This window comes from Microcoleus sp. Aus8_D2, from assembly GCF_036702665.1.
In the GTDB taxonomy this organism is placed as follows: domain Bacteria; phylum Cyanobacteriota; class Cyanobacteriia; order Cyanobacteriales; family Microcoleaceae; genus Microcoleus.
On sequence record NZ_JAUBUN010000013.1, the window covers coordinates 28,049 to 49,577 of the forward strand.

At 43.5% G+C, this 21,529-nt stretch carries 13 protein-coding genes and 1 pseudogene; 4 read left to right on the forward strand and 10 right to left on the reverse strand.

Going from position 1 to position 21,529, the window contains the following annotated elements; genetic code table 11:
- Positions 1 to 48 precede the first annotated feature (48 nt).
- From QUB64_RS12750 to QUB64_RS12770, 5 genes are all read right to left on the reverse strand, one after another.
- The gene (locus QUB64_RS12750; protein WP_333268867.1) at positions 49 to 1,419 is read right to left on the reverse strand and encodes a P-loop NTPase fold protein; all 1,371 of its coding nucleotides are present in this window, start codon (positions 1,417 to 1,419) and stop codon (positions 49 to 51) included.
- A 1,101-nt stretch (positions 1,420 to 2,520) separates the two neighbouring features.
- Positions 2,521 to 3,210 carry a type 1 glutamine amidotransferase domain-containing protein gene (locus QUB64_RS12755; RefSeq protein WP_333268866.1) on the reverse strand — a complete coding sequence of 230 codons (690 nt, stop codon included), beginning with the start codon at positions 3,208 to 3,210 and terminating at the stop codon, positions 2,521 to 2,523.
- Between the two features lie 541 nt (positions 3,211 to 3,751).
- Positions 3,752 to 3,889, reverse strand: coding sequence for a hypothetical protein (locus tag QUB64_RS12760; protein WP_333268865.1), 138 nt, complete (start codon positions 3,887 to 3,889; stop codon positions 3,752 to 3,754).
- Positions 3,890 to 4,167: 278 nt separating this feature from the next.
- Positions 4,168 to 4,473, reverse strand: a complete 306-nt coding sequence (locus tag QUB64_RS12765) for a hypothetical protein (protein WP_333268864.1) — start codon at positions 4,471 to 4,473, stop codon at positions 4,168 to 4,170.
- Positions 4,474 to 4,749: 276 nt separating this feature from the next.
- Positions 4,750 to 7,530, reverse strand: coding sequence for a phycobilisome rod-core linker polypeptide (locus tag QUB64_RS12770; RefSeq protein WP_333268863.1), 2,781 nt, complete (start codon positions 7,528 to 7,530; stop codon positions 4,750 to 4,752).
- Between the two features lie 645 nt (positions 7,531 to 8,175).
- Here QUB64_RS12770 and QUB64_RS12775 point away from each other — a divergent pair.
- On the forward strand, positions 8,176 to 9,396 hold the full coding sequence (locus QUB64_RS12775) for a class I SAM-dependent methyltransferase (RefSeq protein WP_333268862.1): 1,221 nt from the start codon (positions 8,176 to 8,178) through the stop codon (positions 9,394 to 9,396).
- 72 nt (positions 9,397 to 9,468) lie between these two features.
- Here QUB64_RS12775 and QUB64_RS12780 read toward each other — a convergent pair whose 3' ends face one another.
- From QUB64_RS12780 to moaA, 5 genes are all read right to left on the reverse strand, one after another.
- Positions 9,469 to 9,606, reverse strand: a complete 138-nt coding sequence (locus QUB64_RS12780; RefSeq protein WP_333268861.1) for a hypothetical protein — start codon at positions 9,604 to 9,606, stop codon at positions 9,469 to 9,471.
- Between the two features lie 52 nt (positions 9,607 to 9,658).
- Positions 9,659 to 11,428, reverse strand: a complete 1,770-nt coding sequence (locus QUB64_RS12785; protein WP_333268860.1) for a DUF3883 domain-containing protein — start codon at positions 11,426 to 11,428, stop codon at positions 9,659 to 9,661.
- Between the two features lie 129 nt (positions 11,429 to 11,557).
- On the reverse strand, positions 11,558 to 14,983 hold the full coding sequence (locus QUB64_RS12790) for a hypothetical protein (protein ID WP_333268859.1): 3,426 nt from the start codon (positions 14,981 to 14,983) through the stop codon (positions 11,558 to 11,560).
- Complete coding sequence (locus QUB64_RS12795; RefSeq protein ID WP_333268858.1) at positions 14,976 to 17,546, reverse strand: sacsin N-terminal ATP-binding-like domain-containing protein; 2,571 nt, start codon at positions 17,544 to 17,546, stop codon at positions 14,976 to 14,978. Before QUB64_RS12795 ends, QUB64_RS12790 begins: the two co-directional genes overlap by 8 nt.
- Positions 17,547 to 17,862: 316 nt before the next feature.
- Positions 17,863 to 18,852, reverse strand: a complete 990-nt coding sequence (moaA, locus tag QUB64_RS12800) for a GTP 3',8-cyclase MoaA (RefSeq protein ID WP_333268857.1) — start codon at positions 18,850 to 18,852, stop codon at positions 17,863 to 17,865.
- A 427-nt stretch (positions 18,853 to 19,279) separates the two neighbouring features.
- On the opposite strand from moaA, the gene QUB64_RS12805 reads away from it, so the two are divergent.
- From QUB64_RS12805 to QUB64_RS32970, 3 genes and pseudogenes are all read left to right on the forward strand, one after another.
- Positions 19,280 to 19,729 (forward strand): nitrate reductase associated protein, encoded by a 450-nt coding sequence (locus QUB64_RS12805; protein ID WP_333268856.1) that lies wholly within the window; start codon positions 19,280 to 19,282, stop codon positions 19,727 to 19,729.
- A 78-nt stretch (positions 19,730 to 19,807) separates the two neighbouring features.
- A pseudogene (locus QUB64_RS32965) lies at positions 19,808 to 19,882 on the forward strand (hypothetical protein); the annotation flags it as partial.
- A 550-nt stretch (positions 19,883 to 20,432) separates the two neighbouring features.
- A complete protein-coding gene (locus tag QUB64_RS32970) occupies positions 20,433 to 21,164 on the forward strand; it encodes a calcium-binding protein (RefSeq protein WP_442921656.1) in 732 nt (243 codons plus the stop codon).
- Positions 21,165 to 21,529: the final 365 nt, after the last annotated feature.

Here is a 21,529-nt window from a genome sequence, read left to right on the forward strand (position 1 = left end):
GATTCGAGAGTCATAGATCCTGCCTCGCGGATACTTGAAAATTCAAACCTATTCCGCCGCATTTTCTGTTTCCCGAAACTCCTTGGCGTCAGCCAAAATAGGATTGACATCAAACCAGTAATCCTCGCCGTAACGGTATTCAAATACCCAGAGACTGCGCAGCAAAATTTGGTATTTAGTTTCACCACTAACTGTTTTGGTAGCTGATACTTGGCGCAGCAATTTCCATTCCTCCGGTTCGATCGCCAAAGTAAGCTGATGGCGGCGTTGGACAATCACATTTTCCAAAGTTTCCCGCGACACAGGAGGATCTTGTTTTTGCAGACAGCTATAGAGTAGTTGTAACAAATTTCGGACATGACCCCCGCTAACCCGACACAGGCGATCGAGAGTTTCGGCAGAATCGAAAATTTTGCCAACCAAAGCATAGCGCTGCGACGCCTCCACCGTCGGAAAAGCCCGCGCCAGAACCATCTGCCGCAGCAATTCGACACCCTCTGCACACTCAGAAGCGTCATTCAATTGCACCGGCACCATCGGCAAAACCTTCGGATCTACCCCGAAGCGATTGCTAAGCTGGCCCAAGTCGTTAGAGAAAATCAGCACCAAAGGAATTGTATACACGACATGACAGTTCAGTCTTGCCAACTGCTCCCCGCGATCGACAAACAAGTATTCCGGCTGAAGGCGCCCCGTCGGTTTCGCGCACAGGTGGATGCGATCGAGATTATCGATAATTACCACAAGTCCCTGTTTACCTTGGCGCTTGAGTTCTTGATTAGCCGGTTCCAGCAACTCCTTATTTAGCGCATCTAAAATTACGTTAGTTCGCGGCTCCAAATATTGCCGCAACTCCGATCGCAAATTCGGAGCATCTTTCGCCTTAGCAGTAATTTTGCCAATTCCCACAGCCAGAGAAAATTCTCCGTCTGTGCTAGCATTTATTTCCCCAAAACCCGGGACATTAGCTTCAGCTTTCAGATCTATTTGAGTTTGAAAAACATCAGCAACCCCCTTGAGCAAAGCTTTAAAACCCGTCGGTTGCAGCTTGATTTTCATTTTCTCAATACTTTCGCTCACCTGACGAGCAACGCTCAGCAAAATGTCAGTGATATCGACATCAGCCATATCTAAGTCTTTGCTCGACTCAAAATAAACCACATGAAATCCTTGCTCCTGCAATTGAGCTTGCAGCCGCAGCAATTCCGTTGATTTCCCCGAGCCGATGTGACCGGTGAATAATTGACAAGTAGGTGAATCCGGGGACAGACGGCTGATAGTGCGCTCCAATTGTTCTACAATTGTGCCGCCCCGCACTGACGAAAAATCGATATAATATTGTCTGTCTTCTGCATTTGCTACCGCCAGGGTGTAGCTGGGATTGCAGGCTTTATAAAATTTCTGTAAATTTAGTTCCATACCCTGTTCCATCTTTCAAAAAAATATGCCCTAATAGCTTATTCATTCAGCGATTGTACGAATCCGAATAAGTTGCCAGTTTATTCTGATGTTTTATTTTTTGGTCAATATCTCAATGTAGCCGATACAATTTTAGATTTTAGATTGAAAAATTGGAAATGATCGATTAAATAAAGGTTGGGAGCTTGCAAGCGACTTGCATCCTTTTTTGAAACTGGTATAGCGGTTCTCATAAAGATGAGGTATGCCAAATTCTGGATCGCCAGGGAGAACACACACAAGCGAGCGTCTTTACTCCCAGAAACCTCAGAAAGCTTAGAGAAACTATCGATTATCAATTACCTTTTTCCCGATTACCTTTTTCCCCATTACCCATTACCAGAAAGAATTGGTTTACAGCCTATCCCTTATAGGGATAAATTAAAATCAGACTATTCATTACTCCAATCCTCTTCCTTCTAGGTAGAGGTCGCTGTTAACTGTCAACTGTTAACTGTCAACTGTTAACTGTCAACTGAACAGACATACCTCATCTTTTTGAGAAAGGCTATATCACTCTTCTTGAAATGCATCTGCGTCGATCTCCGTTAATCTGCCTGACATCTGCGGTTGACCTCTCTCATCAAAGATTTATGCAATTGCTCGTCTAATCTTGTTCAAAAATCAGCCTTAAAAAAAGGAACTATTACCTATTGATTTTTGTCGATTCTCGGGGTATATTTTAGATAATCGGAGTGGTGACATCAAATTTATTTTTGCCACTATTTCCATTATATAATTATACTTCCAGAACTTGTCAGAGTCAAGCTTTTAACCCGAAAAAAAAGGCGCTTTTTTTTAATTCTATCAAATAAATTTAATTTGGCTATGACTAATTCTCCGTTAGGTTGAATAACTTGTGCGCGCTCCCGTGAGCAGGAATATTGTGAGAGTCAAATGATCTCCCGTTCCCGAAAGGGAGTATCTGTTTATGCCGATCGCGAATTTGTATGCTAAAATCAAAGACGCAGAGTAGACGGTAATGTTCTCGACTCAAAGCAGCTATATTAATACGGTTAACCGAATGTAGAAAGGGCGGGCAATTGCACCCACCCCGATCGATTATTTAGTCACTCGATTGTGCATTAATTCTACCATTTGTTCCCCTACACCTGCGGCGGAAGCGGGGTTTTGGCCTGTGACGAGTCTCTCGCTCGCCACAACACAGACTTGAAAATTAGGAACCTTCGTAAACTTCGCCCCGCGTTCGATTAATTTTGACTCCAGCAAAAACGGCACTATCTCAGTCAATCCCACAGCGGCTTCCTCTTCATTAGTAAAAGCACTCACAGTCTTGTTAGCAACCAGATATTGACCATCAGATAACTTAATATTGACTAACGCGGCCGGCCCGTGACAGACAGCACCCACAATCCCGCCTGCTTCGTAAATAGCAGCCGCAATCTCAGCCAGTCGATCGTTATTTGGGAAATCCCACATCGTCCCATGTCCGCCAGCATAGAAAATAGCGGCGTATTCTGCGGGGTCAATTTGTGAGGGATTCAGCGTATTTTCGACTCGCAAAACCTGCTGGGAATCGTCTAAAAAAGCCTTATTTAGCGGGTCTGACAAATCAATCCCAACCATCGGAGCTTTGCCGCCTTTGGGACTAACAAAATCTACCGTTAATCCAGCCCGAGTAAAAGCGTCCAACGGATGCGTCACCTCCGGGAGATAAAAACCAGTTTCTTTACCAGTATCCCCCAGTGTATCGTAGCTGGTTAAAACAATCAGAACTTTTTGGCTAATCATAGTTTATTTTTTTTGCGGGTGTCTTTGTGTCTGTTGTTTTTATCCTAGGTCGAATTCATCTAAAATACAAATTATGAAAGTTCCGAGTTACTATAAATAAATTTATAGCCACCGTCATTCCGATCTAACCACTGTCATTCTGATCCTTCACAAGGTTCAGAATGACACATAGGCTTTGCGTAAGTCCTATTGCCGAAGCCTCTGAAAGACAGTTGCCAAAAATCCAACTGATGTTAGAATTTTATCAATTTCAATAAATATATAAACACGAGGCAGAGCCTCGCTTATCTGCGTTCCCAAGCAGAGCCTTGGAACGAGAAATTTTAAACTCATTAGTCCACAAAGCGTGGACTTGAGCTATGAGACAGGGATTTCAATCCCTGTCGGACTCTCCTACCTACCGATCGACCCCGATCGCCCCAAAAGTGCGATCGGTTGTGCCTCCACTCCGCCGGGGATTGAAATCCCCGTCTCATAGCTAAAGTCGGTTAAAAACCGACTGAACAGTCAAATTAAACCATCCCTAATTTCAGTGTATTTCTTAGTCCTTGACAGAAGAAGGACTCTTCGTCCGAACGATCGAACCCGCATCGATCGCCCGATCGCGAATAATCTCAAGCAGGCGATCGGATTCGCTGCGAACTTCAGATCCTCCATCTACAAGTAGAGAGTGTGCCAAGATTAAATTATCATCCCAGAAACTATTTTGTTTTATTTATCCAAAATTTCTTTACCAGAAAACCTTCCTAAATCTATTGCCAAATTATTCAAATCATTGATTGACAAAACCTTTTCTATCTTTTTTGATTTAAAGTTAATTGAAATTTAATAAAAATTATCTTTTATTAGAGGTATCTTAAACGAGCCATCCCTATTTGCTTTGGCTAATCCAATAATACTATCCTTACTATTCTTAACGACGATTTCTGATCCTCCTGCACCAAAAAGATTAGTGACCTAAGGGCCGTTAGGTACTTCTTTAATATATTTCATACCTAATTTTTCTACTACCTCTTTCTTTAAATCACAACTAAAAACAATCTTACCCATTAAGTTTACATTATTTGATGCAACATTTGTTGAATTGGAAGAGAACGTTAAAGTTGAATTAGAAGTATTTACAAAATTGGGAATAGAAGTATTTGTTGAGTTTGCTATATTAGAGGGTTTGGGAGTATTTTGTGTTTTATTAGAATTTCCATATCCACTTAAAGCACAAATTAAGAAGCTATATCCAAGCATTAATAAAAACTTTTTGTACATAGTATTTTGAGTCAACGTGCCAGAGAAACTATATTATACCACAGCCGACGCTATAGCAACAAAATCGCAATCATTCTCATCCGCGAGCGCTATCACTGCATCGGCATCCTAATTATGAGCACAATTCAATCTCTTACTACCAAATCACCATCCTCCGCGCCGTCTATCGCCCAAAGTGAATATCATCTAAAAAAAGGGCTGGTAACTATACCAGCCCTTCAACTAATTTTAGACGTTAAATTAGCAGTAATCTAACATCTCAAACCTCAAAACAATCTAGCTTCTGTCAGTAGCAGCCGCAGGCTCAAAACTGGGAACCACAACATCAGCATTCTGCTTAGTCAACTGGTTGTACAGTCTTTCAGTATTGGGGAAATTAGCAGCCGGCAGAGTCGGGAAGCGGCGGTAAGGAACAACATCCTCACCAAAAGCCTCAGCATATTCAACGCTATTCAACATTGCGTTGATAAAGCCCTTAATCCCTTTACTAGCCAAGATTTGGTTGTAGGTGCGAATCTCCGCTTGATTGCGAGGAGCGCGGCCCAAGAAGTGCTTCGTTCCCAACTCAATCACCTTAGTATTTGGATAAGGTGCGTAGAACTGTTTGACGTACAGCGACGAGCAACCCAAAGCTTCAATGAACTCTTTGAGATTGATTTCATTGTTGCCCAGTTTGCTTTCCAGCGCCGTGAATTCATTCTTCACAACATAGGGGTTGATGTCGCGCTCAAAAATTTGACGGTAAGCAGCTTGAATTAAATTTTTCAAAGCTACTTTGTCTTGAGTGCTTGTCAGCTTGAACATCTTAGTTTGTTCGCGCCGCTTGCTGACACCTTGAGCGAGGCGATTTTGCAGCTCGATATCGCCGAGATTGCTCGCCACACCGAGTTCGATAAACCGAGGTGTTTCTGTCGCCGGCTCAACGTTGACCTTTTTCTCACCAAAGGAACTCGATCGCATCGTCCGCATCGACAAACCAGCCGGAGTCACGTAACGCTCGTAGGGAACAGTATCTTCCCCGAAAGCTTCGTTGTACTCCATGCTGTCCATGATGCCGTCAACTAGCGCGTAGAAACCCTTCTTAGCACAAATGTCAAAGTAAGCGTTCATTTCCTGACGGCCGTAGGTAGGGCGTCCCAGGAGTCGGCGGTGGATGTACTCGATCGCCTTACAAACGTAGAGCTTGCTCCAGTACATATTGCGGAACACATCCGACTTCGCCAACATCCGAATAAACTCGCGCATCGTGATGTCGCCGTTTTCCAGCTTAATTTCCGCTACCTTTTGGCGCTGGCCGTCGAACACATCGCGACCGAACACTTGCAGGTAAGCAGCCCGAATCACCGCTTGAGTCGAACTTTCGGTATATTTGACACTGGAAGCACTGCTGTAGCCGCTTGCCGAAGCACCACGGCCAGTAAGTTTTTTGGGAGAAACGTAGCCACCCGGTAACTGGTCTAATTTGAAGACCTTGGGGCCGAGAGAGCCTGGAGCCTTACCACGGGCATCCGGGTTGCTGAGTTGGTTTTCAATGCCTGCACCTTGACGGATCAGGATGCGGCGGGTGTCTTTGCCGAAGGGAGCCGGACGGCTCTTGGGGTTGCGAGTTTCTTTCGGGAAAATCGCGCCGAACTGAATTTCTAAGGGGTCGTTACCGACACCGTAAACGTGCTGGTCAGGTAGCGGCTGATTGTAGCCGGCAAACAAGGTGATGAACTGAGGAACCTTGCGGAACGGAGCGCTGAAATTGAACAAATCAATTTGCGGGCCCCAGTTGCGGCATTCCTGAGCTTCTTGGCCCAAACCGCGCAGGTAAGGCACTGTTTCTTCGCCGAAGTAGTCGGAATATTCCTGGGAATAAACCATTGCGTCTACGAGGGCTGCTAGGCCGCCTTTAGTGACGATCGCAAAATACTTGCTAAATTCTTCTCGCGAGCTCAAACCGCGGCCGAGGAAGTGACGAGCAGCCAATTCTACAGCGCGGCTGTTGACAAACGGTTCGTAGAATTGCTGGCGGTACAGAGGAGATTTACCCAAACGGCGGATAAACTCTTTCATCGAGATTTCGCCGTTTTTGACCTTAGATTCGAGGTCGGAAATGCTTTGGCTGTAGGCGCGGGTAATGTCGCGCTCAAAAACTTGGCGGTAAGCTGCTTTGATTACTTCAATCTTTTCTGCCGACGACAGACCCGTCTTCATGACGAATTTCGCCCGATTTTCGGCTGCGTTGAAGTAGATTTGAGGCAGTTGCAGCCCTTGCTGGTCATTGGTTTCGCGCTGACGCACCTTGGGTGAAGGTGTGGGAGCTTTGAATTCGCTAATTGCTACGTCAAAATACTGTGCGACGATCGTGCGTGCTGCGTCATCATTCTTGAAATAGTTCAAAGATGCAGCCTTCATTTCCTGCATTGCCACAATTGTCGCCGCCGACGAGCAAGCATTTTCGATAATTTCCCGCAATCCGCGGACGTTTACCGAAATAATGTTCGGGTCGCCAGCGACGATCGCGTAGGTAATGTAGCGCAAAAACCAGCTCAAATCTCGCAGAGATTTGGTCATATTGCTCGGGCCGTAGCGCGAGACATTAATCGGCTGAAATCCTGCTGGAATTGGGCCGCCACCGCCGCCGTTCCCCGAAAACAGATTTCCCAAACCCAAGAATCCGCCGCCACCCGAGCCGTTGCCGCCACCAGCGCGACCTTCAACGTAGGTAACAGTTCCCAGTTTCATGCCTTCAGAGACATTCCCCGAGCCGCCGCGAGCCGCGCCGGCCACAGCCATCACAGGTTCTGCTGGTCTTTCCAAAAATGCCAGCGGGGAACCGCCGACAAAAATCCGGTTGGCTGCGCGGGATACTATCAGTTCCGAGTTTCTCGTCAGCGTCTCAGAAATTGCGATCCGAAGAGCACCGGAACTGAAATAACTTGCCAGTTCGCTAAGTTCGCCCCGCTGTAGGAAGCGGTCTTGCTGTTCAGCTTGCGAAATCGTTGCGACTGGTACAGTTTGATATAGTTGCGGACGCGCAACTGAGCTTCCACCACTTGCTTTTACAGTCATTAGACTCCTTCGCTCCCTATCTAAATCGTTGCAGCATTTACCCAGACTAACCTTGCCTTCTCATGCAGGTAAAATTAGGTATTTTTGCTTTGTTTACTTTTTGCCTTCACCTGTCACGAGGTTGGGGCGCTTACTTTCTTAGATTAAAATGTTTTGGTTTCATCTTTCGTCCTGCCGGGAAATGTCCGACCCGAAGACAGGCGTCGGCAGTCCTTCCGCGCTTGCTTCGCCCGTACACTCCTGGAAAAAATACAAAGGCAGGATAGCTGACTCCTGCGACGATCGCAGCAAGTGCCGTCTAAGGGAAAAGAAAATCCAAAATTTTCTTCTGCCTTTTTCTGGGCCTTTTACTCTGCTGAAAGACGACTCCGCTTTACCCGAAAGCTCAGCGGTGGGTGATGGACAGTCCTCGTTTGTTAAAAAGCCTGCCGAGATTTATTGTATAGATTTAAGAGAGCTTATATGAGAAAAAATGATAAGTTTTATTACGCGGAGGCAGTCAGCCGTCAGTTGTCAGTAGTCAGTTACCAGTAGTCAGTTGCGTTGCCCGGAGCTTCGTCGAACGGTCAGTTGTCATCAGCGGTCAGTCCAATCCTATCCCCAAGCCCAACTCAAAACTCAAAAATCAAAAATATTCCCTACCCTATGGATACTACGCCCGATATCAGTGCTGCCGTGCGGCGGCTTTACGATACTTTCCCTTTTCCGCCCGATCCCTTGTCCGACGAACCGCCCCCGGGCTACAACTGGCGCTGGAGTTGGCCAGATGCTTACAGTTTTTGCACCGGCCAAAAGCCGCAAAAACTCGACATTCGGATTTTAGATGCGGGCTGCGGCACAGGTTCTAGTACAGATTACCTGATTCACCTTAACCCAGAAGCTGCGATAACGGCGATCGACCTAAGTTCCGGTGCTTTGAAGGTAGCACAAGAACGCTGCCGGCGATCCGGTGCGCGCGAAGCCGATTTTCGCCACCTCAGCATCTACGATGCCGCTGAGTTAGAGGGAGAGTTCGATTTGATCAACTGCGTGGGCGTGCTGCACCACTTACCCGATCCGATCCGAGGCATTCAAGCGCTGGCGGCGAAGTTAGCTCCGGGCGGTTTGATGCACGTGTTTGTGTATGCTGAACTCGGCCGCTGGGAGATTCAATTGATGCAAAGGGCGATCGCCCTGCTCCAAGGTAGCCAAAAAGGCGACTATCCCGATGGAGTCAAAGTCGGTCGTCAAATCTTTGCTTCCTTACCAGAAACCAACCGCCTTGTCAAGTACGAAAAACAGCGTTGGGCAGGAGAAAATCAGCGAGACGAATGTTTTGCAGATATGTACGTTCACCCGCAGGAAATTGACTACAACATCGAGACATTGTTCGAGTTAATCGACGCTTCAGGATTGGAATTTCTCGGTTTCTCGAATCCGGGATACTGGCAGTTAGAGCGACTTTTGGGCAAAGCACCGGAATTGATAGAAAGAGCTCAAGGTTTGACGGAACGGGAGCTTTATCGATTAATTGAATTGTTGGATACGGAAATCACTCATTACGAGTTTTTCTTGGGTAAAAAGCCGATTCATAAAATTGATTGGTCGGACGATAAGGCGCTTTTGGCTGCAATTCCAGAGTTGAGTGCTTGTATGCACGGTTGGCCTAGTCAACAAGTGTTTGATTGCAATTACCAATTGGTCAATTTGTCAAGTGCTGAATTTGAGTTTTTGCAAGGTTGTGTACCCCCCCCAGCCCCCCCTTATCAAGGGGGGGAGAAAGAGGGAGAGAAGACTGTTGGGGAGATTTTGGCGGATGTGGAGATTGGATTGGATGAAGTGCGATCGATCTTATCAAAACAGCTCATTTTGCTAACACCGAGTTGAGTCGTAGGGTGCGTCAGTTAGTGTTATTTTCGCTAAAAATCGATAATCTCGAACTGACGCACCCTACAAGTTTCAGTTGAGTCTGCCAACCATTTCGCCGAAAGTGGCGATCGCATCTTTACCAACAAATTTTGCAGTTTTGCGATCGAACCACTCATTCAAATCTTCCTTATTCCCCTTTGCTTGACTAAAGATTTCTTGAAATAACATGGGGGATGTCATTAATAAGCGAGTAACAATTATGAAGAAACTTCTTCTATTTCTATATTCTTACTCCAGCGAGTTCCACCAGCCTTTTCCAGTTCAACAATATCTCATTAGATAAATCATTTGAATTACGTTGTAGCGCAATTAAAACTTCTTGATCTTTTTTATTATACTCACAATCAGTGAGGGCTTGCCGATCGAGCTTTGAAAAGACTTCCTGTAATGTTTTCCATGCAGACTTAATCCGAATCCTATTCGTGATTGATTCCCCAATGTGGACGACTATGAATAATTCATATTTTTCTGAATTCGTAATTTTACACATTGCTCTCCACTCATTATTTGTAATCCGAACTATATTGTTCTTGATAGGATTAATTGTTTTTACTTCTACAAATAACTCACTGTCTGCTTTGACACATAGAAAATCATAACCATAGCCACCTTCATCTGGCTGTTTGGTAACACGATAACCAAGTTTCTCGTAAAATAGTTTTGCTTCATCTTCACCAACTTTACCCCATTTTTCTGGGTTATCTCCAACACCTTGTTGATCGTTCTGGACAATACTATCTGTGGGTCCTCGCCGATCTTCTTTTTCTCTACTATTTGTTGGTTCTAGCTGATATATTTTCTCTCTCTCAGTTATAACTGCCATCGTTGATTCTAGAAGCCCATTTATGCTCTGATCTTTTTTTATCCAAGAGTCTTGAGCATTTTTGTGAAGAAGTTTTGCTAGTTGATCTCGATGTTCGCCTTTTGATAAATAGCCGTGTATTGCCTGCCGTTTCTCCGTCGTTTCTGCCCGTAATACCCATTCTTGAAGAACTTCTACAGGAATACTTTTTCTTTGCAAGCGACAAGCATAGAAGAAATCGATGGCAGTGTCGGTATAGTCAACGTGCAGTAAGCGATCGTCGGGTGCAAAACCAACTAACAGTTTCTCTTCGGCTTGGTCAGATGTGGCTGAAAGCAATTGTTCAGAGGGTAGATAGTTGCCAGCTTTTGATTGAAATTTAATCTGAGGCAGGAAAATTTTCAGGCTATCACACTCGGAAGAGTTGTTAAACCTATTCAGAAAATCTTTTGAGATGAGCTTGCCTACTTGTCTTGCCTTTTCAGGCGTTACTTTTGCTTCAATGACTCCAACTTCGGTTTTCAGTGCCTTAAGCAGTTGTATATCGTCAATGGTGAGCTTATCAAACAATGATTTGTCTAAGAGTTTTTTGGCTTCTTCCCATTGAGTATCAACAATCAGAGTACGTGGATGACTACTTTTCTGGAAGCTTGACCAACTAGCGACTTTGCAGAAGCAAGACTCTTCAGCAAGTTTGCCTGTCACTTTGGAGTATTTAGTATTACTATTGATACAAATCAGTTGGCGATACTGACCATATAATCCGTTTGGTAGGGCTTTACTGTGGGTGATGAGATATCCCATGCCGCGATCCCCGCCTAAAATACAGCTAATCAGGTCACGCCGCTCATCATTAGTATCGAGTTTTTGCCAATTAACGGCTAGTTTTTTCCAAAGAAATTCCCAAAAGCTGTAACTATCTACGCTAGAAAAACCTAGAGCCACTTTTACATCTTCCCAGTTGGCTTCACATAATTTCTTTAGGAGTTGACCGAACGCAATGCCAATACTATTAGCAAGTTCTTTGTTTTGTCCTGTTGGATCTAACTTTGTCCTTCCTGTTGTTACTTTAAAGGCTGCATTCAATATAAAACCAACGTCAAGTGTTTCTTGTGTTGGTGCAGTTACCCAAAAAGTCGGTGCACTCTTAGGAGTAGTGCAACTAAGCCTACCGTCTCTCTCGGTCATATCTAATAGCAGAGCAGCTCCCGATTTTGTTCGCAGGCACAGTCGTAGCGAGTCTTCACCCTTGATCGTAATCTTATTTACTTCGACATCTGGAATACCCAGAAAAGGTTTTCTTTCCCATGTAAATAATTATGGGAAACTGTTTCTGCTATCAATGAACCGATATGTTGTAATAGCCCGTGAAAAAACAGTTAAAATACCTGCTCGTTCTTGAAACTCCCGGATAATGTCTTGCGGCTGAACACCATCTAACTCTAGTTCGACAATTGTTGCGTCTGAAGGCATATTGTATGAATTTAATTTTTCTTTCAAGGCTTTAGTTTCTTCAGGAGAGAGCCGTGATGGAAGTAGTCCACCCTCGACAGCAAACCCTAAGCGCTTGCTTAAAATGCGTGGTCGTTTACATGATGACAGATAAACACTTTTGAATCCTAAGCCAAACTTCCCTGTTACGCCAACTCCCTTGTCAGAGGTGTTAAACATCAACATCTTTTCAAGGTCGCGATGGTATCCCTTATCGCGATAATTTCTCTGTAGATTATTCGGATGTTTCCAACATCCAATCGGTCTACCCGCATGAATAAATAAAAGCTGGCGATCGCTCAGTACCACCACAAACTGTTTTCTTTCTTCCTCAATTTCTTCTGTCGATGACATTTGTTGCCATTCAACTACGGCATCATCGGCATTTTGAAATAGCTCAAAAGGGATACTCTGTGGACGATAGCCATACCGTTTTATCTCTTTTCGTACAGATTTGAGCAAACTATCTTTTACGCATTCATTATTTTTTAGCAGATTTGACAATTCAGAGAGTTTTTCTTTAATCTCTTTTTCAGTAGCTTGTTTTTTGACATCCAGACCTCCTACTTCGTATTCGGTTTCTTCGTAACGCAACTGGTCTAAGTTGTTCAAGAGCATTTTTACACTGAGATCATCTATCCCAAGCCTCCTCAGAATAGATGAAGCATCCTTTATCAACAAGTTTTCAGCTACTTGGATGTCAAGCTGATCGGAATTTAGCAAATCCTCCCAAATCGCTTCTATCGAATTGGGTTCGACTCCATAAACTTTTTTAAGAAGAACTCTAGTCGAGTTTTTAAGAATTTCCACTAACTCAGTACGATCACGTTTTTCTGGTTGTATATCCAACAGTTCTAGCCGTCTTGTATTGCTGGCTAATTCACCTTCATTTACGAAAAAATTATCCGGATTAGTTAGATGAGCAAGTTCAGCTTCAAAAGTACATCCCAGTATTGAAGTCACCTTCCATATACGATCTTCATCCTGACCAATATGCACTTTAAAAACTCGAATGGGTTTTGCTTTATTGTCCAGCAAGCGTGCTTGCAAACTTTCTATATTACGTTGACCTAGATAATATTCCGCCTGTTTCTTAATCTTGTTGTCAGAACTATTGAAAAGACTCAGAAACGCTCCAATGAGTTCTAATGGACAGTGTTCCTCCCATTTTTTAAAGTAATTTATCAAGATGTTATTTTCGTCTTCTAAAGCTTCATCTGATTCTGGTAAATCATGATTGCCTTGAGTCTCTGATTTCAAGAATGAATGTATGATATTTAACTGCTCTTTATCACCTAGCACATAAGTATCATCAATATTGTTGCCTTCCTTTGTTAACTTCTTAGGACTTTTCCACTGACCTTTACGATTAAGGAGACGGATGTGGGGTAAAATATCTGTGCTGAATGTTTCGTAATTAATAGCTAATCTAAGATAAGTATTGAAAATTTCCACATTAGTGGCATTAGCAGCATCGACTTGAGGATCAGGACTAGAAAGCGATATTAGAAGCTCGCGGAGCTTTGCCACCTCCATTTTATCTAAGAGGTTTGGCAACAGATACGTTTTAAATTTCTCTTTTTTTGATAGCTTATTGGCAAAGTTCCAGGCAGGCAGGAAGCTAACATCAAATGGCTTGAAAGCTTCTAAGCATTTATCTAACGGAAATTCTTCAACAGAAAACTTTCCCATCTGATATTCTGGCGCTTGCTTCAGAAGTTTACCAATCTCAGTTAAGGCTTTATCTTCTGTGATAAATACTTCTTTAGTTAACCATTTCCAACAATCACTATGGCGAATTGTTGGTGCTAAGTCTGAAGATGCAATATAGTCAGAAGAAACTGTTGGTAGCAGTAGCAAGTCCTCTATTTCTTGACTCAAATCTGGGTAATGCAGCACATTTTCAGGATGTACTGCCTTATTTTTTTGTTCGGTTGCCAGCCATGCCTTTGTTTTGAGTTTTCCTTGATTATTGGCGTTAGGCAGTTTTTGTGGCTGGTGACTCCATAGACTACTAAATACATCAAGAATAATCTGATAGTTTTGATGTGGCTCTGTTTGGTTGAAGATATATTCAAGAATATCATTTTCATCCCATTTAGAAAAAATCTCCTGAAGAATAGGATAATTTTTGTGTTTGGTGATCTTTGACGAAAGTTGTGTAGTTTCTGTGTATTCACCAGCACTCAAATCCACTAATATTGACAAGTGTTTCTGGAGCTTTTCTGGGATGATCATAATTTTCGATGGAGAGATTGTGCCATAATCCTCCTTCAAAGCAAGCCAGCTTTCTGTTTTGAGAGATTCTTTTAAATCATTTGAAATACGTGATAAGGCATCAAGGATAACTTCACGGAAATACGTCCAATATTCAGGCGTTTTCTGATTATGAGCAAGCACTTTTTTGACGACATTATCCTCGTTCCAAAAGTCGAACAACTTTTGAACCCAAGTATATTGATCGGCACTAGATAACGATATTGGTAACTTGTTTTCGGGATATTTTGTGCTGTCTAAGCTGGCGATCGTGTCTTCGTATCGCTTTATACTATTTGGCAACCTGAGTATGTCTTGTGGACAATATCCATTGGTCGGAAGCCACCCAGAACTTTTTAAAGACTGTTTGTGCAATTCTTTCTTTTCATCAGTCATCCTTTGCAGTGCATCAAGAATGATGTCATAGTATTGATGAGGATTCGGTAAGCTAAGAACTTTTTTGATCGCTGCATCAGGAGTCCATGACGGAATCCAGCTTTGCTGAATTTCTGTATTTCGTCGAATTAAAACGATGTAGTTTTTCAGTCGTTCATCTAAAGGAAAGTCAGAATTTTCTAAATAGACGCGATCAACTTCGATGCGTTCCAAGCAATTCGGATTGTTAGCATTTTCATGTAACCGTAATGACTTCCATAGCTCTTCATTACTAGGTTTCTGGCTGATGTAAGCGAGAAGTTTATATCTCTCAGATGGAGTGAGCAAATTTCCATCGACACACTCTGGTTTTTGGCTAATTAAATAAACAACTTGTTCATCTAGAAGTCGTTCAATTCCCAATTTTTGAAAATTAGCTGGAGTAATGGAATCAATAAATACTGGATCAATTAATCGCCAATCTTCTTTCCGACTGGTGAGAACTTGTAACCCAATCTTTTGCCATAGCGTACTTTCTTGAGGGATGATGTATAAGGATGTTTGTACATCATCATATTTTTCCTTATTTCCATGCAGCAAGTAGCGTAATTCTTTAGACATAACGGATTAACTCCTTCAATAGATTTATGCGTTGTTCAGGAATAGCCAAATTTGGTTGTTTAGCGAGCAGTTGTAGGCAACTATTACGATCGCATTTGGGAATGTTTATAAAAAATGGAATCTTCTTCAAGATGTTTGTAAGTCTATCATCTATAAAAATGAGATCGCAATCAGGAAGTGCTTGTCTTAAAGCCCTAGCTATCTGTGTCGTGCTTGAACCATTAAAAAAATAATTTTTTGCCTGTACCTGTAACTCAGAGTATGTGTATCTGTATGACTTTTCATCACGGGAGTTATAGCCCAAGAAAAGAGGAGTATTTGGCAAATGATTGAGAACAGTTTCAGGCTTGTCAAAGCCATTAAGGACTCGCGGAATAAGTTCCTCACTCACTTTTCGTGTCAGTGGTTCTTCCTGGAAGATATTACTAAGACAAGTAAGTATTTTAACTCCTTGTTGAGGGTTAAGTTTTGCTTGACTAAATAATCGTGGATCAAGCTCAAAAGTTGCATATACGATCAACAGATCGAGGTTGAGCGCGTAAAGCTTCTTTAGGATGCTATGCACAGATTGTTCATCGGCCGCAAATTTTGCGATCGCATAACGACTCTCTGGTAACACAAGTGCCAGCAATTTCTTTACACAGGGAAGAATTTTATCCTTTTGTAGTTGTGCTATACCAAGTTCTGCAAAAGCTTTATGAAGAAGTTCTCTTAAGCTTACCTGCACTTTTTCATCATTGATAACCTTAATTTCCTGCTGACATTGACTTAAAAAAGCTTGGAGAAAGCTAAGATTATCAATATTTGAGAAAATATTGCTTGGTTCGAGTGAATCTATAATAGCGCATATTTCGTGTGATTTCCATGTGGTAGTATCTTTTACTGCAAGTAAGTTCGGTTTTCCTTCAACGGTTAAGCAGTATTGCTCGGCAAGTTTCTCAAGTTGTGGGAAAGCATCCCAGATAGACTTAGAAGGAATGCTAGGAAGCGATCGCACAGTTGCGTCCAATCCTATAAGTTGCCACTGATAGATCAAAGGATTAGTACGAAATAACCATTGATACTCGAAATAAATACTTTGCCTAAATACTTTGCCTTGAAACAGATGAGATTTAAGAAGTCCTTGACATAGGTGCGATACAGCAGTATCAGAAAGCCTATGAGTCTTTACAAAATCAGCTAAAGATGGTAGTACAAGTCTTAGTGTTCCTTTTGTCGCAAGCAGATAGTTCCACTGCCAAACCATATCATCCTCGTTTTGGGGAGGATGAGCGATCGATTCACGATCAATATTCTGTAGCCCTTCAATATATTTTCTTCCCGAATCAAGAAAAAAGTAACCGTGCAGGAAAATTGTGTAGTCTTGTTCACCATCACAATCAATTTGTTGATGTGCAGCACGTTCTTCTTCATTTGATGTGGTTTCATCACTCGCCAGAGGCAGAAAAACTGCCCATTGAAGAGTTAATTTAGCACTACGAGATGTGTCACTTAATTTCTGCGTAAAAACTACACCACAGTGAGGAATTGACTTGTCAGGAATAAATTCTTCATCTCCATCTTCATTGATAGATAATCGCTTGCTCCAGCAGCGAGATTGTTGCAAAGATTCCCAGAATTTTTCTGAGGTTTTATCCGCATCTTGCCCCAGTAAAAATGCAAAATCTTCTGCTGGCAATATCCGCTCAATACCAGCGAAAGCGATGGTTTGTTTACTAACAGTTACCTTCCCTTTAATAGGATGTTCACCAGATAAAATTGCGTCGTTATTAGGGTAAATAAAGCGTTCTAAAGGAACTGAATAATCTAAGCAAACATTGAATTTTTGTTGTAATTTTCTTGTTTCATCCTCAACCCAATATTGAATATCAGTCAAGTGTCGCAATAAAGGAAGTAGTTCCCCAATTTTGATATCCATATCATTAGGCAAACTATCTTGAATAGAATTTTCGTCATTGTAATAGTTTGCAAGAATAGATCGCTCATCAAGAGGTTTTTGTCGAAATGGAACCCAAAGAAGGAAATATTGGTTATCTGTATCCTTAATTAACTTGTGAGCAATCAGATACTTTTTCAAATCCTCATGATCTACTTCATTTAACTCAATCCATTCTGGTCGTTTCTTATCTTTACCATCTGGTGTCGCCCAAGGATTAATAAAATCACCGCACCCATTAGGAATATCTTTAGAACGCGCAATATAGAAAAAAGCTTCGCAAAAGTGAAAAATGCTTTTTTGTCCTAAGCCAAACTTACCAATTTTGCCCTTATCTCCTGCATTTGCATCAATCCCAAAACAAGAAATTGCTTCACGATCAGATGTTTTAAATACACCATCATTGAGAAAAAATAGGGCAGGTGTTGTCAAAAGCGGATGAACTATAGGATTCTCAGCAGTGCCAATCAATCCTCTAGATATCCCGAACTTAAGAGTTTTGGCTTGACCATCGTTCGCATTTTGAATAATTTCTTTGATAATTGGAAAGCCTTGTTTATATCGTTCTTTCAGAAGACTCTTTATATTGTTAATGATTGTACCTTGTTTGGGTTGATAACCTGGCATCTTGGTTTTCTTTTCCTTATTTTATATATTTTTAGTTATTGCGATCAATGGAAACCAGGCGTTGCTGAATTTGGAGATGAAATCTGTAGGGGGCAATCCCCCCGTGGTTGCCCCACCGCCGACGGGGTAAGCACGGGGGCTTTACCCCTACAGGCTCATCATACTGAAGTTCAGCAACGCCGGAAACCATTCCTTTTCTCATAGATACAGCGATTTCCGCTGTTACGAGGTACAGTAGCAGTAATTAACAAAAGCTACTCTTAAATGTTGAGGATTAATCAAGTCTACCACATTATTACAGCGGAAACTGCTGTAATTAACCGCCGATTTGAGACATGGTGCGGCTGTAATTCCCGGCGTTAGTTCCCGAATCTCGCTGCTTGAAATTAATCTCTGGTTTAATCTCTAATATTTGTTGTACTCGATCGCGCAATTCGCCTGTAGACACCCCATTCCGTAAAGCAGTTTTTAAGTCAATTTGACCCGTTTCGTTGAGCAGACAAGGCCGCAGCCACCCGTCAGCAGACAAACGCATCCGGTTGCAGCGATCGCAAAAACACTCGGACATTTGACTGATAAACCCTAAAGTGCCCTTCGCCCCGGGAATTTGAAACACATCCGCCGGCCCGTTACCGCGCACTCCCGACTCGGCTAACCCGTATTTTTCCTCAATTTGCTGGCGCAATTGAGCTGATGCTACCCAACCTTTGTCGCCAAATAAGTCGCCATTCCCGATCGGCATAAACTCAATAAAACGAACGTGCCAATTGCGGTTAATTGTTAACTCTGCCAACTGCAATATTTCACCATCATTCACACCGGGAATCACCACTACATTCAATTTAAGTGGGTCAAATCCCACTTCATAAGCTGCTTGAATTCCCTCCCAAACCTGCATCCAGCGAGAACGGCCCCGACTGCCAATTATCTTGTCGAAAGTCTCCGGTTCCAGGGAATCCAAACTGATATTAATCCGCCGCAAACCTGCATTGTAGAGATTTTCTGCCATTGGGGCGAGCAAAAATCCGTTGGTTGTCATTGACAAATCTCGCGTTTCGGGCAAAGATGCGATCGACCTTACCAACTCCACCACCCCAGGCCGCAGCAGCGGTTCCCCTCCTGTCAACCGAAATTTGGTAAATCCCACGGGTATAAAAACTTCGCGCAGCAGAGTTAGCAATTCGGAGTGGGTTAACAACTGCTGCTGCAATACGTAGTTTAACTCGCTTCCTTCCGGCATACAGTAGAGACAGCGGAAGTTACAGCGGTCTATCAAGCTAATCCGGAGGTAGTCTACGGGATTCATGTCAAGAGTTTGTAATATTATTTAATTGTAAAGGGCGATCGCATTTTCTGCAATTATGGTAGGACTTACGCACGAGTTGTCAGAAACCGGGTTTTTTGCGAAAATCTTTCGCATTGACTCACAGATGAGCGTAAAAAACCCGGTTTCTTGGTCTTAGCGCCCAAGTCCTGAATTGATTGAGGCGAAGAGAAGAAGGAAGAGGGAAGAAGGAAGAGGGAAGAGGGAAGAAGAAAGGAAACAGGAAACAGGAAACACAAGGAAGATGGAAGAAGAAATGACGAATGACGAATGACGAATGCCCCATGCCCTATGCCCCATGCCCTATGCCCCATGCCCTATGCCCCATGCCCTATGCCCCATGCCCTATGCCCCATGCCCCATGCCCCATGCCCCATGCCCCATCCCCCATCCCCCATGACTATTTATTATGTTCTTTGAATTTGAAGCTGATTTTGTAGAAGCTCTGCGCTGCATTCCGATGCAGGTACGTCTCAAGTTGGATACTTGCGGGATTAAATTGAAGTTGCAGGATTGGAATCACTTCAACCAAGCGGAACGTCAAATGCTTGTGGAGTTACCTTGCTTGACTGCATCAGAAATTAGCGATTATCGAGAACAGCTCAATCAAGTATTAATTAAACAGACTGGAAAACCGGGAACTGATTTGGCTGTTGATGAAAATCCCCCCTGGATGGATGCTGCAACTATACCGGAGTCGGTTTCTGCAAAAGCTCAAGAACTCGGCGTGACAATTACTTTGGCACAGTGGGCGAGTTTGCAGCCCCTACAGCGGTTTGCTTTGATTAAACTTAGTCGATCGAGCCACGAGAATACAAATTTCATCCCGGCTGTTCGAGAATTTCATATCATTGAATAATCCCGGCAAGTTGATTTCAGATTTCTCGGTGATACTGCTTTCTGCGGTACTAACTTAGAAGGAGCTGACTTTCGCAGCGCTCTTGGTTGCCAAACCTATTTTGGAAAGTGCAATTTCCGTCACGCCAATTTTAGTAAAACAGTTGATGTCTAACAATCCTCAGTTTTTGGGTCCACTTCCCTACTTAGCTTTCAACAATCCATCTGCGGGAACTGCCATCAGCCCATTTAGCCCCGTAAGATTCACTTACTTTCATTTAGAAGACTTTGAAGACGGGGCTTTAAATACACCGGGGGTTACTGTTCGCGAGTTTGCCACAACAAATATTACAACAGGGTTCAGCGACTCGGTGGACGGCGATGACGGTGTTATTGACAATCGGGCGACAGGAAACGCGAGAAGCTTATTCTCGAATTTGACGGTTAGCAGTTTTACCTTCGACTTTTCCGCTAATGCACTTGGGGGTCAATTGCCAACCCATGCTGGTATCGTCTGGACGGATATTGGCAGGAATGGTGGGGGCACACCCCTGTCTGGCGACCTCGTGAATAACACGTTTTTTGAGGCGTTTGGGCCATCGGGAGAATCTCTGGGGGTTATCGGCCCTTTTTCGCTAGGTGATGATAGTATTTCGCGTACTACCTCAGAAGATAGATTCTTTGGAGCGGTCAATCCAAACGGGATCTCATCAATTCGACTGTCCATGCCCGGTAAAAATAACTGGGAAGTCGATCACCTTCAATATGGTTTCACACCTGGAACGATTTCTCCTGTCCCCTACGGCCCCGATGGCTCCTTCTTCAACCTCTCTATCAATGCCGATAACATTACCATCGATCCGGCTCAAGTTCGCAATCTCTTGGTTCGAGGTTTAGATGGCAACGACTTTATCCAAGGTTCGTCATCTGCCGATCGGGTGAATGGCAATGCCGGCGACGATACTATACTAGGAGGCGACGGCAACGATACGCTCTGGGGCGGTCGCGATAACGATCGCATCGAGGGCAACGCCGGCAATGACTCGATCGCTGGAAACCTCGGAAATGATACGCTCTCTGGCGGTGCGGGCGATGACATTCTGCGCGGCGGACAAAACAACGATGTGCTGATTGGAGGAGCAGGTAACGACCAATTGGTAGGTGACTTGGGTAGAGACACTCTGACGGGTGAAGCTGGAAACGATCTGTTTGTACTGCGCGTGAATGCAGCCGCCTCCAGCGTATCTGAAGCCGATGTTATTGCCGATTTCACGGCGGGTCAAGATGCGATCGCCCTCACCAACGGACTGACCTTTGCAGGCATTGCCTTAGATGCTTCGGGTAGCAATACAGCTATTCGGATTATTGCTACCGGAAAAATTTTAGGGGTTGTTACCGGAGTTCAACCTGCGGCTTTAAGTGCAGCCAACTTTACCACATTGAATGGGGACTTTTAATAATTATCAGTAGCCTGATAGTCCGACAGGGGTTGTGAACCCCTGTCGAGAGCTCGAAAGTCCTCGGTTGCCGACTAAAAATTATTATTTTCAGTCGTTTTTTAACCAACTTGTGATACTCGCTGTGGAAATTAATTCCCTGACGGCCTTCGGGACACTTCGACTGGCCAGATGAGGCAGAGCCTCTAGACATGGGTTCCCAGGCTGGAGCCTCGGAACCAGGAACCAGAAAAGACCATGATACAAGGGTTTCTCGTTACTAGGCAGAGCCTGGTAATGCAGATCCAGAGGCTCTGCCTCGACTTTACCTTTCTCAGAAACCAATCAAAAAATACATTTTTTTTTAAGTTATGTTACCTGCACGT